Raw genomic sequence first — 19,503 nt, 5'->3', positions numbered from 1 at the left:
ATTGCCGCAGATGATGTGTTATGTGAGGTACTTATGCAGAGTAGGCAGAGGGATTTGTGAGCGAAACGAGATTTTTTGCAAAAGCTTTCAGGATATAACTTCGTGGCGAAAGCGCGGCAGGCAAAAGCTTATGGGCCGCACGCCTTCGTAGGTGAAAATTTTTGCATGGGCGATTTTGAAGGAGATCACAGTTTGAAAGGAAAGTTAAATATCCAGCAAATTGCCGACCAGACCGGGTTGTCGATCAGCACCGTTTCGCGTGTTTTAGCGGGAAAAAATAATACCAGCGTCAAAGCCCGTGCGCAGGTGATGGAATGTGCAAAATCGCAGGGCATTTTCACCGGGTTATCCACAGGCAGGCTGATGCTGAACAACATCATGATTTTTGCCCCTGCCCGCGCCTTCGATGTACGCAGTGATATTTTTTACTACAAAGTGGTTCAGGGCATTCTGGCGGCAACGGCACATCATGAAGTGCGGGTGCGTTATTGCGCCATGGAAGAAGAGAACGCCGACGCCGCACTGTTCATCGCTAAGATGACCGAGCCGATGACCGAAGCCGCGTTGCTGGTCGGCATTGATGATCCGCATATTCATCAACTGGCGGCCGAAATGGGCAAACCCTGCGTACTGGTAAACTGCCATGACCGGCACATGCGCCATGACAGCGTCAGCCCTGACCATCAAACGATGGGCGACTTCGCCTGCGACTATCTTTTCTCCCAGGGTCATCTGCATATTGTCACGCTGCAATGTCTGCGTCGCCACACTATGGAGTTGCGTCTGACGGGCATTAAGCAGGCATTCAGCCGTCATCATCAATCCTTTAATGATAACCATCATTTGCTGAGTACCTCGGGATTCGGTGCACAGGAAAGCGAGCTGGCGCTGCTGGAGTATTTGGAGGGATTACCGGCAGGCCAGCCACTGCCGACGGCGATTCTGGCTGGCGGCGATTTTATGGCGTCCGGCGTGGTGGCCGCGCTGAGTAAAAAAGGATTGTCCGTGCCGGGAGATATCAGCGTACTCAGCACCGATGGGTTTAATCTGGCGGAAATCCATGATGTCCCGCTGACCGCTGTGCACGTTCCGCGAGATGAGCTGGGCGCAGAGGCCATTGCCTTATTACAACGGCGTATGTTGCGCCCTGACGCGCCGTACACCACGCAACTGTTGCAGGGCCGACTGGTGGTCCGGGAATCGGTGCGGAAGGCTCCTGGTCGCGCCGTAACGCCCCATCCTCATTATTTATATGACCCACTGCCGGACAGATAAATCTCATCTTTAGCAGGTATGGCGCTGCGCGGTCCTATACTGATCACGACGACTATGGATTAGCCGTCTTTCAGTATCAGACAACCGGAACACCTTTCTTTCACCTTCGGGTGACTCTTGATAAGGAGATTCACGATGAATCACAGTTCAGCCAAACGTTACAACAGCGTCATCCCCCCTTACATGCTCAACCGCATTATCGAACACGGCTCTGAACCGCAGAGAAAATGTGCGCGCCAGACGCTGATTCACGTCAACACGCTGATGGCAAAACCTTATGCCAAATCTACAGCGGCGAAAACGGTCAAAGCAGGTCAGGTGGAGCGGGATATTTATGATGCCAAAAACACCACCACGTTGCCGGGTGAATCAGTTCGCAAAGAGGGCCAGGTCAGTGACGGTGATGTCGCCGTTGATGAAGCTTATGACTATCTCGGCGTAACCTATGATTTTTTCTGGCAGGCGTACAAACGTAACTCTCTCGACAATAAAGGGCTGGCATTGCTGGGCAGCGTTCACTATGACAAAGGTTATCAGAACGCTTTCTGGAACGGTCAGCAGATGGTGTTTGGCGACGGTGATGGCGAGATCTTCAACCGATTCACCATTGCCATCGACGTCGTCGGTCACGAGCTTTCCCACGGCGTGACCGAAAGTGAAGCGGGTTTGGTTTACAGCGGGCAATCCGGGGCACTGAATGAGTCGCTGTCTGACGTGTTTGGCTCATTAGTAAAACAGTTCTACCTGAAACAGACCGCAGACCAGGCAGACTGGATTATAGGTGAAGGTTTACTCGCTAAAAGTATTCATGGCACCGGCCTGCGCTCAATGTCGCACCCCGGCACCGCCTACGATGATCCGTTGCTGGGTAAAGATCCACAGCCTGCCGATATGAAAGGCTATGTGAACACCCGAGATGATAATGGCGGCGTACACATCAATTCAGGCATTCCAAACCGCGCCTTTTATCTGGCAGCCACAACACTGGGCGGCAATGCCTGGGAACGCGCAGGTTATGTGTGGTATGACACGGTGTGCGACAAGTCACTGCCGCAGAATGCCGACTTTGCTACCTTTGCCCAGAAGACCATTGCGCAAGCTGAAAAGCGTTTTGACAGCACCGTTGCACAGGCAGTACGCGAAGCCTGGGAGAAAGTCGGAGTGATGTAAATGAAACCATTGGACACGCTGGACAGCAGCGCGGTAATTGAAATGTATCGGGAAGGCGGAATGGCGTTTATTCCAAAACTCAACGGACCGCGTCGTGTAGCGCTGGCCGGGATGAGCGATGATAAACGCCGTGAGATTTGCCAGCTGATTAACCAGTCCCTGCCTTATGCCAAACCTGCCGAAGAGGCCGGGAGCGGCGACCAGCGCTATTACCGGCTGGAAATTCAGTATGCAGCGCCCGGGCAGTCCGGCAGTCTGGTGGTGATCATTCCTGAAAGTCAGATCCCGGCTGAATTGGTCGAGCTGTGGAAAGCGGCTTCGCCAGACGGTTAAACGCCATAAGGGACGTAGCTGAATAACACACGTTTTTTTGAAATCATCCCATGCCCGCTCTGGCAGAAGTAATCCACCGCGCCACAGGCTTTCAACGTCTGTAACGGTGCCTGACAGTCCGGGCATAATGCTATCTGCTGATACTCTGCATTGCAGGTTTCGCAGTGAAAGTGATTGCTCACCCATGCCATGGCCTGCTTGCATGCAGGGCAATGTGCCTCCATCAAATATTTCCCTTTCCGTGGTGCTGCTACACAAAAGAAACAAGGTGCATTTTCATGCACCTTGCGGATATTAAGACTTATTCTTCAAATGCTGCAGAAGGCGTCTGCGTTTACGCTGCTGGTGCGGCGACAACGTGTTTTTCTTGCCTTCATACGGGTTCTCACCCTCTTTGAACTGAATGCGGATCGGTGTCCCCATCACTTTCAACGAGCGGCGGAAGTAGTTCATCAGATAGCGTTTGTAGGAATCGGCCAGATCTTTAACCTGATTACCGTGAATAACCACGATAGGTGGGTTATAACCCCCGGCGTGCGCATATTTCAGCTTCACACGGCGGCCATTAACCAGCGGTGGTTGGTGATCATCAGCAGCCATCTGCATGATACGGGTCAGCATCGAGGTGCTCACACGCGTCGTCGCACAGGTATAAGCTTCAATCACCGATTCGAACAGGTTACCCACGCCGCTGCCATGCAGGGCAGAGATGAAGTGAATACGCGCGAAGTCCACGAAACCAAGGCGCAGGTCCAGCTGGTCTTTAACCTGAGCGCGCTCATCTTCGCTCATGCCATCCCACTTGTTCACCACAATCAGCAGTGAGCGCCCGCTATTGAGGATAAAGCCTAACAGCGAGAGATCCTGATCGGAGATGCCATCACGGGCGTCAATAACCAGCATCACGACGTTAGCGTCTTCAATCGCCTGCAGGGTCTTGATGACGGAGAATTTCTCGACGGTTTCAGTCACTTTACCGCGTTTACGCACGCCGGCAGTGTCGATAAGAACGTATTCACGCTCATCTCGTACCATCGGGATATAAATACTGTCACGGGTGGTGCCTGGCATGTCGTAAACCACGACGCGCTCTTCGCCCAGAATTCGGTTAGTTAGTGTGGACTTGCCTACGTTAGGACGCCCTACAATGGCCAGTTTGATTGGCAAAGTGCGTGGGTCAAAATCATCTTCAACGTCGGCTGGGATCTCATCTTCTGCCAACGAGGCTTCCTGTTCAGCCCAATAAGCGGCGTTAGCCTCTTCGTCGGTCAGTTCAACTTCTTCCGGCTTGGCACCCACGAACGGCACCAGTACGTGCTCGATCAGTTGCGCCACACCACGACCATGGGAAGCCGCAATCGGATAAACTTCACCCAAGCCCAGGGCGTAAAAATCGCCCACTGCGCTGTCAGGGTCGAGGCCATCGGTTTTGTTCGCGACCAGGAAGGTGGCTTTTTCACGGCTGCGAAGATGCTGGGCAATGCCCTGATCAGCAGGCATCAGGCCCGCGCGCGCATCGACCATAAACAGCACGATGTCAGCTTCTTCGATAGCCAGCAATGACTGCCCTGCCATACGGGTTTCAACGCCGTCTTCAGTACCGTCAATACCCCCGGTATCAACGATGATGAATTCGTTACCCTCAATTTCGGCACGACCATACTTGCGGTCACGCGTTAGCCCCGGGAAATCCGCCACCAACGCATCACGCGTTTTGGTTAAACGGTTAAATAAAGTGGATTTACCCACATTCGGGCGCCCAACCAGCGCGACGACAGGTATCATTTTGAAGCCTCAATTTTTATTGCAAAAAGTTTTAATGCACAATTTTAATGCAAAAGTTATAACGCAAAACATTAAAAATTACAGCGCGGTAAAAACCGCAAATCACTATAAATCAATTCATTACATCGCATGCGAGGGTGCTCGACTGCGCATATTTCAGAATACGAAACGGCCCCTGAGCTATTCAGGAGCCGTTTTTAAGCCCGATTAACATCAATCGCTGGCCAGATGCGGTGAGCAAACGTTAGCGGGTAAAGGAGTAAACCTCACCGCCTTTCGCCTGAATCACCAGCTTGTCACTTGCCACGATTGGCGAGCTCAGGAAACCGGAGCTGTCAACTTTCTGCTGGGCAACGAAACGCCCGTCAGTGGTGTTGAGCCAGTGCAGGTAGCCTTCGGAATCACCGACCACAATATAACCATTATACAGCACCGGAGCTGTCAAATTACGATGTAATAAATCGCTTTGACGCCAGAGACTTACGCCACCCTGGGTATCAAGTGCTATCACACGGTCATCTTGATCAACGATGTAGATGTGACCCGCGTCGACGATGAAATCGTTGACTGAACCGACATCACGTTTCCACATTATCTGACCGGAACGCAGATCCATCGCCACCAGATTACCGTTGTAAGCCAGCGCGTAAATCACGCCATCAACGATTACCGGGGTAGTATCAACATCACTCAGACGATCAATTTCCGTGGCACCACTTGGCTGAGAAATACGTTGCTGCCAGATAAGCTGGCCTTCTTTCATCAGCACGGCGCTCACGCGGCCGCTGTCACCACCGACAATAGCTGCGCCAAATGCTGTCGCGGGAGCAGACTCGCCACGCAGAGAGAGCGTTGGCATATCCAGGTTAGCCGTCCACTGAATGGTACCATCAGCTTCATTCAGACCCTGCAACATACCGTTGCCGGTGTGAATCAGCACCAGGCCATCGCTGATAACCGGACGGGAAAGCGCTTCGCCCGCCACTTTGGTCTGCCAGGCAATAGTACCGTCGCTGCTGTTCAGCGCATAAACAATGGCTTTCTCGCTGCCAACATAGATATGCGAGCCAGCCGCCGCGACGCCGCCAGTGAGCTGCGCTGAGTTATTGCTAGAGAAGAAGCCCGTCTTTTCAGACAGATTCACTTTCCACTTTTCTTTACCGCTGTCCGCATCCAGCGCTTTTACGACACCAAAACGGTCTGCGGCATAAATTGTATTATCTTGCCAGGCTGGACGAAGGTGCGAGTAGTAATCGCCTACGCCATCACCGACGGAAGTACTCCAGACCTGCGTCGGCGTGAATTGGTTTTCAACTTTCGGCAACGGGGACATCTTGACGACATCTTCTTCGCTGTTAAACAAAGAACAGCCACTCAGCAGGGCAATAGAGACCCATCCTACCAAGAGTGTTTTACGCAATTGCATCGGGGTTCCCCTTAGCTGGATAAGTTGTTCAATTTCATACGCATCATGGATTGCAGCGTTTGAGAAGGTTTAGATTCGAGGCCTTTGCTGTAGGCTTCACGTGCGCCTTTTGCATCGCCTTTCGCCAGCAGGACATTACCGCGAACATCTTGTTGCAGCGCTGTCCAGCCTTCACCCTTCACGCCGTCTAACGTTTTGAGTGCGTCATCGAATTTGTTTTGCTGCATCTGGACACGCGCTAAACGCAGGTTTACCAGCGACAACAAGTTTTCTTCTTTTGCCTGACCCTGTGCCTGAACAAGTTGTTTCTCGGCATTGGCAAAGTCTTTAGCATTCACGAAATGGTCTGACAGTTGCAGCGCAGCAAACACGCCGTAATTATTGCTGTTGCTCTGGGCAAACTTCTCAAGATCTTCAATGCCCTGCGCTTTTTTATCCATCATGGCCTGATTGGCTTGCTGGAAAGCAGCGGAAGCTTCGGTCATCGCTGAACTTTGGTGGCTTTGCCAGTAACGCCAGCCACCCAACGCGGCAATACCAAGTACAACACCTATCGCCAATGCTTTTCCATTTTCAGCAAAGAAACGACGTACGGCATCAACCTGTTCATTTTCAGTGGTATAGACTTCCACGTGGTCCTTCTCCTTAACCTATCATCGAGGCCAGACGTGCAGCGAGATCGCCTTGCGCCAGCGTTTCTTGCTCACCGTTTAGCAGATCTTTAATCACTACCTGGTGGGCCGCGACTTCGTTTTCACCTAATACCAGAGCGACACGCGCTCCCCATTTGTCAGCGCGGGCAAACTGTTTCTTGAAGTTGCCACCGCCGTAGTTAGTCATCACTTTCAGCTCTGGCAGCGAGTCACGCAGTGATTCAGCCAGTTGCATGGCCGCACTCTGAGTACCGGCACCGGAAGAGATCACATACGCATCCACGGTGGCAGGCGCTTTAAAATCAGGATTCACAGCCTGAACCAGTAACACTAAACGCTCAAGGCCCATCGCAAAACCGACAGCAGGCGTTGCCCGGCCACCCAATTGTTCGACCAGCCCATCGTAACGGCCACCCGCACACACAGTACCCTGCGCGCCAAGATTGGTGGTTACCCATTCGAACACGGTGCGGTTGTAATAATCCAGACCACGCACAAGACGTTGATTAACCGTATATGGGATACCTGCTTGCTCTAAAAGTTCACACAGACCAGCAAAGTGTTCTTTAGATTCAGGATCCAGATAATCAGCCAGCTCAGGCGCATCGTTCAGCAGAACCTGCACGTCAGGGTTTTTAGAGTCCAGAACACGCAGCGGATTAGTGTACATGCGGCGTTTACAGTCTTCGTCCAGCTTATCTTTATGCTGTTCGAGATAGGCCACCAACGCCTCGCGGTAGCTGGCACGCGCTTCAAGCGAACCGATTGAGTTCAGCTCCAGGGCAACATGCTCAGAAATACCCAAAGCACGCCACCAGCGGGCAGTCAGCAGGATCAATTCAGCATCAATGTCCGGGCCTTGCAGACCAAAGACTTCCACACCCAACTGGTTGAATTGGCGATAACGACCTTTTTGCGGGCGCTCATAACGGAACATCGGACCGATGTACCACAGACGTTGTTCCTGATTGTACAGCAGACCATGTTCAATGCCGGCACGCACGCAGCCAGCAGTCCCTTCAGGACGCAGCGTCAGGCTTTCACCGTTGCGGTCTTCGAAGGAATACATCTCTTTTTCCACGACATCAGTCACTTCACCAATGGCGCGTTTAAATAACGGGGTCTGCTCTACAATCGGCATACGGATTTCATTGTATCCGTAATTACCCAACACCTGCTTGAGGATGCCTTCGATCTTCTGCCACAGAGCGGTATCTTCCGGCAGGTAATCATTCATGCCACGGATGGCCTGGATATTCTTCGCCACGTCAATTCTCTATCGTTTTATAAAAAATGAACCCGATTATAGGGGCTTTGGGTCATGCGGTTCAACGCGCAGACGCTTCCCACTGTCGGGTTCAATATAATGCAGGCGTATTCTGACGCCCGCAACCGATGTTACTTTTCAAGATGATTGATAACGATACGATTACTCTTATCCATGACAGCCGCTTTGGCGCGGATCTTCGCTTCAAGTTGGTCGATCATTTTCTCATTATCAAAGCGCTCTCTCTGGCGCACGCCATCTTCGTAAAAACCGCTCTTGTTATGACCACCGGTTACGCCAATGGTAGAAACCAGCGCTTCACCCGGCCCGTTGACTACACAGCCGATAATGGAGATATCCATCGGGGTGATCAGATCTTCAAGGCGTTGTTCCAAGGCATTTACCGTGCCTATCACATCAAACTCCTGCCGAGAACAGGTTGGGCAGGCAATGAAGTTAATGCCGCGAGCACGAATGCGCAGTGATTTTAAAATGTCGAAACCGACTTTAACTTCTTCGACCGGGTCGGCCGCCAGTGAGACACGCAGTGTATCGCCAATACCTTCGGACAACAGCAAACCGAGGCCAATGGCAGATTTAACCGAACCACTGCGCAGACCACCGGCTTCGGTGATCCCCAAATGCAGCGGCTGGTCAATACGCGAAGCCAGCAGGCGATAAGACTCAACGGCCAGGAAAACATCAGAAGCTTTGACGCTGACTTTGAACTGATCAAAGTTGAGGCGATCAAGAATGTCGACATGACGCATAGCGGACTCAAGCAGGGCTTCCGGCGTAGGTTCGCCGTACTTTTCCTGGATATCTTTTTCCAGGGAACCACCGTTCACGCCAATACGTATTGGAATATTTTTATCGCGTGCGCAGTCAACCACGGAACGGATGCGGGACTCGTTGCCGATGTTACCTGGGTTAATACGCAGGCAATCCACGCCGTATTCTGCAACTTGCAGCGCAATACGGTAATCAAAGTGGATATCAGCGACCAACGGGACGTTGACCTGCTGCTTGATGAGTTTGAAGGCCTCTGCGGCATCCATGGTAGGAACCGACACGCGAACAATATCAACGCCGACACGTTCCAGCGCTTTGATCTGCGCGACGGTGGCCGCGACATCAGTGGTACGGGTGTTGGTCATTGATTGCACGGCAATCGGCGCACCATCACCGATAGGCACCTTGCCGACGTAAATCCGGGTTGATTTCCGACGGATAATGGGTGCTTGGTTATGCATGACTTACTCCCCCCTTGTTGCAAACAATGACCAGCTGCCGAATTATTCGGCAGCCAGAGTAAATCTCGCAACACGGCTTGATTTAACAAAACGACTCATATCTACCGGCTTACCCTGGAACTGAATGGTAACAGCACCGGGTGCACCAATCTTCAACTTATACGGGGCAGTGCCTTTCACATTCAGGGTTTCGCCACCCTTTTTCATACCACTGAACAACGTCTTGCCAGACGCATCGCCAATCTCTAGCCAGCAGTCAGACTTAAAACTCAGAACCACAGCGTTGGCATCAGTTCCCGCAGCGGCAGTTTGCGCATTGGCCGTCGGCAGACCATTTTCAGCCACAGGTTGACTGGTAGAGACCGCAACAGGCGCCTGCTGAGCAGGGACTTTTGCTGCCGTAGAGGTATTCGAAGTGACAGGATTCGCTGTCTGTGCCGGAGCAGCCCCAGCGACATCATCAGCAGGTGGCGTACCTTGAGTAGGGTCGCCTTCTGTTGGTGCGGAATTTGGGTTATCACCACTGGTCAGGGCAATAGACTGCCCCTGACCGTTATCCTGATTTAGCTGCGCCGTCGACTGGTCAGCCATCGTGGCGATCTCTTGCTGCTGCACCTGATGGTTTTGCCACCACCATGCACCGGTCAGACCGATAATCACGAACACCACCAACCAGGTAAAGCCCATCAGCCAGCCGTCACGTTTCTTGCGTGACTTACCGAGTGAGAAACCTTGCATGGAGGCCACTTTCGGCACTTTAATTGGCGCTTGTTTGCCAATCATGCTTGAAAGCTCTTCTTCTGAAACGTGTACTAATTTAGCGTAGGAGCGAATGTAACCACGCAAAAACGTCGGCGCGAGGTCGGCAGGCGTGGTCCCGTCTTCAATTTGGCGAATAGTCGAGACTTTCAGGCACAGGCGTTCTGCAACGGCCTGATGACTAAGTCCCAGCTGTTCACGAGCTTGACTCAGGCGTGCGCCTGTCGTCATTGTGGCTTTATTTTCTTGGGAGGCTTCAGTATTCATTAGCTAAGAACTGCTGGTACTGTTGGGATTGTGGAAAACTTCGCGCCAACTGCTTACCGTAGCGCTGAACGCTAACCGGATTGCTTGCTGACGCAGCGAATCGAATCTGTAACATGAGGCTTTCAGCACTGGCTGGCAGAACATGTTGATAGACATCCAGAAGAACTTGCGCCTGCGCGCGTTTCCCTTCACCAAATTGTCTGGTTGCTTCAGCAAGCAAGGGTGCCCCTTTATCAGGATCAATTTTTAATGCCCGACTCAGTAACACGCGTGCTTCCTCATTCTGATTGGCCTTCAGAAAACAGTAGCCTGCGTTTTCCAGACTGTCAGCCACCTGACCGTAATCAGGGACATTGGCAGCGGCGCTAAACTGCTGTTGTGCCGGTACATACTGCCCTAAACTACACAAAAACGCACCGTAATTATTCAGCACAGTTCCATTTTGCGGGGCCAGCTTCAAAGCCTGCTGATAGCGGGTTTGGGCTGCGGCGTTATCGCCGTTTTTTTGCTCGTAAAGCGCCATGCCCAATTGGGTGCGATAATCCTCTGGCGCACCCTCCACGGACTTCTGTAAATTCTGCTTCGCACCGTCCATATTGCCTTGAGATAAGTAAGCCATCCCAAGCTCCAGGCGCGTTTGCGAAGCGCCAGTCGCGGTAACCTGCTCTGACTCATTTTTTGAGCTGGAGCAACCAGTCAGCAGGCAGATCGTAAAGCTCAGCGCCACCGCCTGCCTCCATCCGAGTTTCATCGTCATGCGTAAATCCCTTTATTCTGTCACCGGGCGGACTTCAGAAAAAACACAACTGACAGCTTTACGCCGTTTGATCCGACGCAGAGCGCGTTAGCACGGGGCTTTTTTAGACTGCTTTAATGGCGATAGATTCACCGGCCATTTTTTTCTTTAAAACACGCTTAGTGCGGTCGATAACCTCTCCGGCTAATTGACCGCAGGCCGCATCAATATCATCACCGCGGGTTTTACGCACGATGACGGTGAAACCATACTCCATCAACACCTTGGAGAAACGATCGATTCGGCTGTTCGAACTGCGGCCATACGGCGCGCCAGGGAACGGGTTCCATGGGATCAGGTTAATTTTGCACGGAGTGTTTTTCAAACGTTCAGCCAACTCATGCGCGTGTTCGGTAGCATCATTGATATGATCCAGCATCACGTACTCGATCGTCACACGACCCTGGTTAGCGTTGGATTTACTGATATAGCGCTCCACGGCAGCCAGGAAGGTGTCGATATTGTACTTGCGGTTGATGGGCACAATTTCGTCACGGATGGTGTCATTTGGCGCGTGCAGGGAGATGGCCAGTGCCACATCAATCATGTCGCCCAGCTTATCCAACGCAGGTACTACGCCTGAAGTAGAGAGCGTCACCCGGCGTTTAGACAAGCCAAAACCGAAATCATCGAGCATGATTTCCATCGCCGGCACCACGTTATTGAGGTTCAGCAAAGGCTCGCCCATGCCCATCATGACCACGTTGGTAATAGGACGCGTGCCGGTCACTTTTGCCGCACCAATAATTTTTGCCGCACGCCACACCTGACCGATAATCTCCGACACCCGCAGGTTGCGGTTAAAGCCCTGCTGAGCGGTGGAGCAGAAGGTACACTCCAGCGCACAACCTACTTGCGAAGAGACGCAAAGCGTCGCACGGTCGCCATCCGGGATGTACACGGTTTCGACCTGCTGATCGCCCACTTTGATCGCCCATTTAATGGTGCCATCTGTCGAGCGCTGTTCCAAAGCCACTTCCGGGGCACGGATTTCCGCCACGCGGGCCAGCTTTTCACGCAACGGGCGGTTGATATCGGTCATCTGCTCGAAATCATCGCTGCAATAATGGTACATCCACTTCATGACTTGATCGGCACGGAACGGTTTCTCACCCATGTTGGCGAAGAATTCACGCATTTGTTTGCGATTCAGATCAAGAAGATTAATTTTGGCAACCGCAGGTTCAACAGTATTCACTGCTTCAGTAGGTTGTGAAGTAGGTTCTGAAGTCATGTCAGACAAGTTTTGCTCGGGTGGGTTGGATTCAAACATAATACGAATTGGCCTCGTTGTTACACGTTATGGCATCAGGGAAGTGCAGAGCCGTTGAAAGCAGCCTGCAATGCGTCGAGTTCATAAATACATACGCCCCAAAGAGGCTGGCTCATTCGGGGCGCAACATTGTACAAATTTTAGGGCAGGGTTTCTATGTTTGAAAGGCAAGACTCACATATTTATTGTATCTGTGGGTGAATGCTTCCAAAAATCCCGGCCAAAAAATCTTAACGCGGGCAGATTTCGCTTTCGGTGAAGAAATAAGCGATTTCACGCTGTGCTGATTCAACAGCGTCAGAACCGTGTACTGCGTTAGCAGTGAAGCTGTCAGCGAAGTCAGCACGCAAAGTACCGGCCAGAGCGTTGTCCGGGTTGGTTGCCCCCATGATATCACGGTTACGCTGAACGGCATTTTCGCCTTCCAGAACCTGAACCATGATTGGGCCAGAGGTCATGAACTCAACCAAACCGTCGAAGAAAGGACGACCTTTGTGCTCAGCGTAGAAACCTTCAGCCTGCTCTTTAGTCAGTTTCAGCATTTTAGACGCAATGATGGTGAAACCAGCACGTTCGAAACGCGCGTAGATTGCGCCGATGTCGTTGTTAGCTACGGAGTTTGGCTTGATGATGGAGAAAGTACGTTGAATAGTCATGAAAAACCTCTGGCTGACTCTTATAGGTAGGGCCGGTTAATTTAATGTTATACCTGCCGTAAAATGGCGCAGATTATAGGGGGCTAAGTTACGATTGCCTACCTGAATAACAACATTTAGTTAAATAAATGTGTCTCCACGCCACATTTGTCACAAAAATTACTGCGGTTTTCACCTCAGACTTCAACCCCACCGTATTCAATCTTCTACCGCCTCTCTTTCAACCAATAATCTGACGAAATGTTAAGTCGGTCACACTGCCAAAGGTTACATGTAACCTTTGCAGTTATTTGTTTTTAAAACAAGTAGATAACTCGTTTAGTGCTCGTCATCCTGCTAGCTTTGTTTTCGTACCTATGGCGATGAGTCTCTTGCCAACATCACGTCCCCAATCTAAATCACAACAAAAGAACCCTTGAGGGCATGTTATGAACAAAGCGGTCAATCTGCTGCAAGATTTTGGCAAGTCACTTTATGGCCCTGTATTAATCCTGCCGATAGTGGGCTTATTTATCGCGCTGGGAAATTTGTTTGGTAACGGGAATCTGACGGAATACCTGCCCTTCCTCGCTCACCCTATGGTACAGGCCGTCGGGCAACTGGTTGCAAAGTCATCCGTCGCCATTCTGGCCAATCTGGCACTGCTTTTTGCCGTGGGTATTCCGGTCGGACTGGCCAAACGTGACAAAGGCTATGCTGCGCTGATCGGTCTGGTGATTTTTATCATTTTTATCAATGCCATGAACATTACCTTGCAGATGCAGGGCAAACTGGTGGCGGCGGATGTGATGCGTGCGTCGGGTCAGAACCTGGTTCTTGGGGTACAGGTTCTGGAAATGGGCGTGTTCGCGGGCATTCTGACCGGGGCAATCTCGGGCTATCTCTATAACCGCTACTCAGGCAAACAGTTCAACGGCGTCATGGCGATCTATTCCGGCCACTGCTTCGTTGCCATCCTCGGTATTCCACTGGCCATCTTGTTCGGTTTCGCCATGAGCGAGATTTGGCCCTTTGCCCAGCACGGCATCAGCGCACTGGCGTACGGCATCCGCGGCGCGGGGCCCGTTGGCGTGCTGATCTATGGTTTTCTGGAACGTATTTTGATCCCGACCGGCCTGCACCATCTGATTTATACCCCCTTCCTTTACACCGAACTCGGAGGCACCCGCGAAGTGTGTGGTTCGTTGTATCAGGGAGCGCGCAATATCTATTTCGCCGAAATGGCCTGCCCTGCGGTGAAACAACTCAGCGCCACAGTGGTGTGGGACGCGCGGGGCATCAGCAAAATGTTTGGCCTGACGGCCGCCGCCCTCGCCATGATCGTCACCGCCAAACCTGAGCGTAAAACGGCAGCCAAAGCCATTCTGATCCCTGCCGCACTGACCTCCTTTTTACTGGGCGTGACCGAGCCGCTGGAGTTCTCCTTCCTGTTCGTCGCCCCCATGCTGTTCGTCACACACTCGGTGCTGACGGGCGTCGGCATGATGCTTTTCTCTCTGCTCGGTGTGCACGCCATCGGTGCCAATGGCCTGATTGATTTTGTTCTCTATAACCTGCCGCTCGGGATTGAGAAGTCGAACTGGCCGATGTACATCTTGGTCGGGCTCATCATGTCCGTACTCTATTTCGTTATTTTCCGCTTCATGATCCTGCATTTCGATATGAAAACACCGGGACGTGAAGAGGATGACAGCGCCACCCGACTCTATTCCAAAGCGGATTACCAACAGCACTCTTCACAGGACAAACCTGTTATGCCGGTCGCCGCTGAGGCGCTGGATCTGGGTTTACGCATCATTGCCGGGCTGGGGGGGAAACAGAATATTGAGGTGGTGGACAACTGCTACACCCGTCTCAGAGTGACGGTGCACGACACCCACACTATTGATGAGCAATTGCTCAAAAACACCGGTGCCAAAGGGGTTATCCGTCAGGGAAATAATGTTCAGGTGGTCTATGGACTACATGTGAAAAAAATGCGCGAAGCCGTTGAAAATGCACTGTAAAAATTGGAAAAAGAGGAACAAATATGACTGACCATGTTAAAAGCAGCGTTCACACTAAGGGTCCCTTCATTCTGGCGATTGCCGGCGGTGGCAGCACTTACACACCCGGTATCGTCAAAAGCCTGATGGTAAAGCTGGCAGAATTCCCCCTGGCTGAAATTCGTTTATATGACATCGACAGCGAACGGCAAAACGTGATTGCACCGGTGGTAGAAAAAGTCATACGCGATCACAGTGACAGCATAAAATTCACCGTCACCAGTGAGCCAGAGGTGGCATTCAGCGGGGCACACTTTGTCTTTGCCCAGATGCGGGTCGGCCAGTACAGCATGCGTGAACAGGATGAAAAGATCCCCTTACGTCACGGCGTCGTAGGCCAGGAAACCTGTGGCCCTGGTGGTCTGGCCTATGGGCTGCGCACCATTTTACCTATGGTAGAACTGATCGATCTGGTCGAACGCTACGCGGATAAAAAGGCCTGGATTGTCAATTACTCCAACCCGGCAGCCATCGTCGCCGAAGGCGTACGTCGTCTGCGCCCTGACGCCCGTGTACTGAATATTTGCGACATGCCGGTGGCGGCCATGCGCAATATCGCCGCGATTCTGGGCGTCGATCGTGATGCCGTCACCGTGAACTACTTTGGCCTTAATCATTTTGGCTGGTTTACCCATGCCTTTGTTGATGGCGTCGACCGCATGCCTGAGCTGCGCAAACACGTGGCGAAATTCGGTCTGCTGACAGAAGATGCAGCGGCTACCGATCCACAACATGCGGATCCTTCCTGGGTCAAAACCTGGCGTAATATTCAGCCATTGATGGAACACTTCCCGGAATATTTACCGAACCCCTATATGCAATATTACCTGATGCCCAATCAGATCGTTGAGCATCAGGATCCTGACTATACGCGGGCCAATGAGGTGATGGATGGCCGGGAGAAAAAACTCTTCGCGGCCGCCGCAGAATATAAAAAGACCGGTATCCTGTCTGACGCCTTCCATGTGGGGGTCCATGGGGCATTCATCGTGGACGTAGCCCGTTCGTTGGCCTTTGACCTGCGGCAGCGCCATCTGGTGATGGTTGAAAACCGCGGTGCGATTGCCAACCTGCCTTACGACGCCATGGTTGAAGTACCGGCTTACATCACCTCCCAGGGCCCGGAAGCTATCACTGTTGGAAAAATCCCACTTTTCTACAAAGGTTTGATTGAACAACAGCTTGCCTGTGAACAGCTGTTGGTTGAAGCCACTATCGAAGGCAGCTATGAAAAAGCCCTGCAAGCCTTCACTCTCAACCGCACAGTGCCTACCATGCAACATGCTAAAGCCATTCTGGACGATATGATCGAGGCTAACAGCGATTATTGGCCAAAACTCAAAAAGGCCTTTGTTGACGGTGTTGCACAATAAGTTGAGCGGCGCATTCCACTTTGCGCAAGTCAACGAAAGTGTTTATTGAAACCCCTTCGGGCCAGCTTTAGGATAGCCCCCATCTTTCCTGCTGAGGGCCCGTTTGTGGACAACCGCCTTGCTTCATTGCTCCAACGTGCCGAGAATCTCACCCGTGCGGAATACCGTGTTTTATCCCATGTCACCGAATATTCCGTCGCGCCCCAGCACGCCGATAACCTACCGGCCTTAAACAAACTCACCGTTCGTAAACTGGCGCAGGAGACGTTCGTTTCCAGCGCAACGGTGATGCGTCTGTGTCAAAAATTAGGGTTCAGCGGTTTCAGCGAGCTGCTTTTTCATATCCGCCATTTGCTCCGCGAAAACCCCACACTTCATACGCAGCCCTCTGAGCAACACGGCACGCCGCTTCCCCCAGCGTTCCATGAATTTGTGGCCAACTACCAGCGCACCTTTGAATTTGTCACTGCAGAAAAAATGCAAGCCTTCGCCCAGTTACTGAAACAGGAGGAGAGCTTCTTTTTATACGGCACCGGCTTTTCTCATCTGTTTGCAGAGTATTTAGCCAAGAAATTACAGTTGCTCGGTAAGACGGCTTTTTCGTCAGGTCTGGGGGATAGCCGGGGGATATTTTTAAATAATGCGCAGAAATACCGGGTATTTATCGCGATATCGCGTAGCGGAGAGACGGAGCAGGTGGTTGATAAAGCCAAAATAGCCCGCAGCATTGGCATGAAAGTGGTCTCTTTTACCCGTGCATCAGCTAATGCACTGGGGCCGCTCAGTGATATGAACTTCCAATTGTTTGACGACGCCAATAACGACGCCGTTGATGCGGGTGAGGTAACTTCTTTTGAGTCCAACCTGATCCTGCTTATCGACCTCTTACTTCTTGCGGCCATCGCCCCAACCTCAGACGATGGCACCCCTGGCCTAGGCTTTACCGGATGAGGGAATAATGTTCCGCAGCCAGCTTCCCCACTTACGCTGATAGAACGGCTGAGTGTGGCTGATCAGATAGTGACTGATCCCGCGCTCTTTCTCAGAGACGATGCAGAAATCCACCGGCCGGTCATCTGGCGACGTTTCGCTGGCGACATTTCCCGCTTCACGGATCAGTGCATCCACTTCAGCTTCGGTTCCGTCTGCTTCCACACCCACCAGCAGATTAGGCTGTTCATCCACATTTTTATCATGGATCAATGCAAGGAATGCCCGGCGCACCGGCTTCTTCTGGCTGAAGAGCGTGGTCAGCGCGTCGATCATCGCCGAGGGATACTCTTCCGGCTGGCCGATCATCAGCTGGCTTTCTTTATCCAGTACCAGCTCAGCCGGCACACTTAACCCACCGGTCTTAAGCAGCAGAGTCACTTCACTCGGCGTAAACTCCTTTCCGTATTCGGATTTAGGATTGAGAAACAGCTCTTCCCCCTGGGTCATTTCAAACAGCACGCGGGCTGGCAGCGCCACAAAAGCCTGCTCTTGCGGGCTTTCTCCGGCACTGGCGCGTTCCAAAACCTCCAGCGATGAGAAAAAAGGAATGATCGAACTGCCATCCTGCTTCTCCCAATGCAGCAGATTCAACTCACTGCCCGCCGTAATGGCGACTTCACCGACGCCCTCCTCTTCCTGACCGGCATCACCCAGCACATAGACCGTGGCCTCAAGCAAAGCCTGATAAAACGCCGGACGGTACGCGGCTTCCTTTACTGACAGGCGCAGCAAACGCTCTAGTTCGTTTTCATTATCAGCTGCGGCTGCAGCGGGCAGGTGATCGTGCGGAACACTCATGTTCTTTCACTCCGATAAAACGGGGCACTTTTCAGTGCCCCGTTGTGGTCTTTCTGTCATATAAGACAATTTACTTTGCTTTGGCTAACAGCAAGTTAGCCACGGTGCGCACGCCCAGACCGGTTGCACCGGCAGACCACTGGTCAGCCGCGCTTTTACGGTAGGTCGCCGAGCAGTCGATATGCAACCAGCCCTTTTTGTAGTTCTTAACAAAATGAGACAGGAAGGCGGCAGCGGTACTGGCGCCAGCCGTGTGTGCAGGACCTGCGATGTTATTCAACTCAGCAAAGTTGGACGGCAGATGCGAGCGGTGGAACTCTTCCAGCGGCAGACGCCAGAAAGGTTCGTGTTCGGCTTTGGCACTATTTTGCAATTCAGCCGCCAGTTCATCATCGAAGCTAAACAATGCATGGTAATCGTTACCCAACGCCGTTTTGGCCGCGCCGGTCAGGGTGGCCGCATCGATGAGAAGCTCAGGATTTTGTTCAGAAGCATCGATCAGACCATCAGCCAGAACCAGCCGACCTTCGGCGTCAGTGTTCATCACTTCAACGGTTTTACCGTTACGGTAGCGGATAATATCACCCAGTTTCAGGGCATTACCGCTGACCATGTTATCCGCGCAGCAAAGATAGAGTTTCACACGCTTGTTCAGACCCTTGGCCGCCGCCAGCGCCAGTGCGCCGGTCAGGGTGGCTGCGCCGCCCATGTCGGCTTTCATGGAATCCATACCCGCGCTTGGTTTCAGGCTATAACCACCGGTATCAAAAGTGATGCCCTTACCCACGAGGCAGGCATAGACCGGTTCGTCAGCGTTACCGCTTGGGTTGTAGTCCAGCGCCAGCAGCACCGGTGAACGGTCAGAACCACGACCCACAATGTGCAGACCGGCGTAATTTTGCTGACGCAGATCCTCGCCTTTGGTGATGCGATAGTTCACATGGCCATTGCCGAATTCGCACATTAAGTCCACAGCGCGAGTGGCCAATTGTTCCGGCCCCAACTCTTCTGCTGGAAGATTGATGGTGTTACGCACCCAATCGATAATTTTTAGGCGTTGTTGCAGGCTTTGAGTATCTTCGGCTGACAGTTCAGCCCACTCAACGTTGCGGCTGCCTTTTGGCCCGCGAAAACCCTGCCAGAATGCCCAGCTATTTTCCAAATCCCAGCCTTCTCCGGCCAGTTTAACGTTTTTTACACCCTGGCCGTCGATGCGGCGTGCCGCACGGGCAATCGCTGTCAAAGCATCGCTTGCGCTCAGATGAATGGTCATGCCTTCTGCATTGGTACTGAGTGTGGCTTTCTCACCCCAGCGCGCATCAGCAGGTTGAGAGGAGATAAAAATGGGCATGGCTTCATGGGTGGTAACTTCGGAACTCAT

18 protein-coding genes are annotated in these 19,503 nt (G+C 52.2%); 6 read left to right on the top strand and 12 right to left on the bottom strand.

Annotated features, from left to right (window positions below; translation table 11 throughout):
• Positions 1-192: 192 nt before the first annotated feature.
• The 3 genes from EAH77_RS06465 (at position 193) to EAH77_RS06455 (ending at position 2,778) form a co-directional block, all read left to right on the top strand.
• On the top strand, positions 193-1,275 hold the full coding sequence (locus tag EAH77_RS06465) for a LacI family DNA-binding transcriptional regulator (RefSeq protein WP_140470990.1): 1,083 nt from the start codon (positions 193-195) through the stop codon (positions 1,273-1,275).
• Positions 1,276-1,410: 135 nt separating this feature from the next.
• Complete coding sequence (locus tag EAH77_RS06460) at positions 1,411-2,445, top strand: M4 family metallopeptidase (protein WP_140470989.1); 1,035 nt, start codon at positions 1,411-1,413, stop codon at positions 2,443-2,445.
• Positions 2,446-2,778, top strand: a complete 333-nt coding sequence (locus EAH77_RS06455; protein ID WP_140470988.1) for a protealysin inhibitor emfourin — start codon at positions 2,446-2,448, stop codon at positions 2,776-2,778.
• Here the strand turns inward: EAH77_RS06455 and EAH77_RS06450 are convergent.
• The 10 genes from EAH77_RS06450 to ndk form a co-directional block, all read right to left on the bottom strand.
• The gene (locus EAH77_RS06450; protein ID WP_140470987.1) at positions 2,775-3,002 is read right to left on the bottom strand and encodes a zinc ribbon domain-containing protein; all 228 of its coding nucleotides are present in this window, start codon (positions 3,000-3,002) and stop codon (positions 2,775-2,777) included. The two genes, EAH77_RS06455 and EAH77_RS06450, sit on opposite strands and share 4 nt — an antisense overlap.
• A 70-nt stretch (positions 3,003-3,072) precedes the next feature.
• Complete coding sequence (gene der, locus EAH77_RS06445) at positions 3,073-4,563, bottom strand: ribosome biogenesis GTPase Der (RefSeq protein ID WP_140470986.1); 1,491 nt, start codon at positions 4,561-4,563, stop codon at positions 3,073-3,075.
• A 244-nt stretch (positions 4,564-4,807) separates the two neighbouring features.
• Positions 4,808-5,989 carry an outer membrane protein assembly factor BamB gene (gene bamB, locus EAH77_RS06440; RefSeq protein ID WP_140470985.1) on the bottom strand — a complete coding sequence of 394 codons (1,182 nt, stop codon included), beginning with the start codon at positions 5,987-5,989 and terminating at the stop codon, positions 4,808-4,810.
• Between the two features lie 11 nt (positions 5,990-6,000).
• The gene (locus EAH77_RS06435) at positions 6,001-6,621 is read right to left on the bottom strand and encodes a YfgM family protein (protein WP_140470984.1); all 621 of its coding nucleotides are present in this window, start codon (positions 6,619-6,621) and stop codon (positions 6,001-6,003) included.
• 13 nt (positions 6,622-6,634) lie between these two features.
• Positions 6,635-7,909: a histidine--tRNA ligase gene (gene hisS / locus EAH77_RS06430; RefSeq protein ID WP_140470983.1), complete on the bottom strand. Its 1,275-nt coding sequence runs from the start codon at positions 7,907-7,909 to the stop codon at positions 6,635-6,637.
• Positions 7,910-8,040: 131 nt separating this feature from the next.
• Entirely contained in the window at positions 8,041-9,162 is a 1,122-nt protein-coding gene (ispG, locus tag EAH77_RS06425) for a flavodoxin-dependent (E)-4-hydroxy-3-methylbut-2-enyl-diphosphate synthase (RefSeq protein ID WP_140470982.1), read from the bottom strand.
• Positions 9,163-9,204: 42 nt separating this feature from the next.
• Complete coding sequence (gene rodZ, locus EAH77_RS06420; protein WP_140470981.1) at positions 9,205-10,188, bottom strand: cytoskeleton protein RodZ; 984 nt, start codon at positions 10,186-10,188, stop codon at positions 9,205-9,207.
• On the bottom strand, positions 10,178-10,939 hold the full coding sequence (pilW, locus tag EAH77_RS06415; protein WP_140471466.1) for a type IV pilus biogenesis/stability protein PilW: 762 nt from the start codon (positions 10,937-10,939) through the stop codon (positions 10,178-10,180). Before pilW ends, rodZ begins: the two co-directional genes overlap by 11 nt.
• A gap of 109 nt (positions 10,940-11,048) precedes the next feature.
• Complete coding sequence (locus tag EAH77_RS06410) at positions 11,049-12,218, bottom strand: bifunctional tRNA (adenosine(37)-C2)-methyltransferase TrmG/ribosomal RNA large subunit methyltransferase RlmN (RefSeq protein WP_140471465.1); 1,170 nt, start codon at positions 12,216-12,218, stop codon at positions 11,049-11,051.
• Between the two features lie 269 nt (positions 12,219-12,487).
• On the bottom strand, positions 12,488-12,913 hold the full coding sequence (gene ndk, locus EAH77_RS06405) for a nucleoside-diphosphate kinase (RefSeq protein WP_140470980.1): 426 nt from the start codon (positions 12,911-12,913) through the stop codon (positions 12,488-12,490).
• Positions 12,914-13,341: 428 nt separating this feature from the next.
• Between ndk and EAH77_RS06400 the strand changes: the two genes are divergently transcribed.
• The 3 genes from EAH77_RS06400 (at position 13,342) to EAH77_RS06390 (ending at position 17,282) form a co-directional block, all read left to right on the top strand.
• The gene (locus tag EAH77_RS06400) at positions 13,342-14,919 is read left to right on the top strand and encodes a PTS transporter subunit EIIC (RefSeq protein ID WP_140470979.1); all 1,578 of its coding nucleotides are present in this window, start codon (positions 13,342-13,344) and stop codon (positions 14,917-14,919) included.
• 23 nt (positions 14,920-14,942) lie between these two features.
• The gene (locus EAH77_RS06395; protein ID WP_140470978.1) at positions 14,943-16,331 is read left to right on the top strand and encodes a 6-phospho-alpha-glucosidase; all 1,389 of its coding nucleotides are present in this window, start codon (positions 14,943-14,945) and stop codon (positions 16,329-16,331) included.
• Positions 16,332-16,436: 105 nt separating this feature from the next.
• Positions 16,437-17,282, top strand: a complete 846-nt coding sequence (locus tag EAH77_RS06390) for a MurR/RpiR family transcriptional regulator (RefSeq protein ID WP_140470977.1) — start codon at positions 16,437-16,439, stop codon at positions 17,280-17,282.
• Here EAH77_RS06390 and sseB read toward each other — a convergent pair.
• Together sseB and pepB are read right to left on the bottom strand one after the other, a co-directional pair.
• Positions 17,265-18,122: an enhanced serine sensitivity protein SseB gene (gene sseB, locus EAH77_RS06385; protein ID WP_140470976.1), complete on the bottom strand. Its 858-nt coding sequence runs from the start codon at positions 18,120-18,122 to the stop codon at positions 17,265-17,267. The genes EAH77_RS06390 and sseB overlap by 18 nt on opposite strands.
• A 70-nt stretch (positions 18,123-18,192) precedes the next feature.
• A complete protein-coding gene (pepB, locus tag EAH77_RS06380; protein WP_140470975.1) occupies positions 18,193-19,503 on the bottom strand; it encodes an aminopeptidase PepB in 1,311 nt (436 codons plus the stop codon).

Source organism: Ewingella americana, assembly GCF_006438725.1.
Taxonomy (GTDB): Bacteria; Pseudomonadota; Gammaproteobacteria; order Enterobacterales; family Enterobacteriaceae; genus Ewingella; species Ewingella americana_A.
This window is presented reverse-complemented; position numbering and strand designations above follow the sequence as displayed.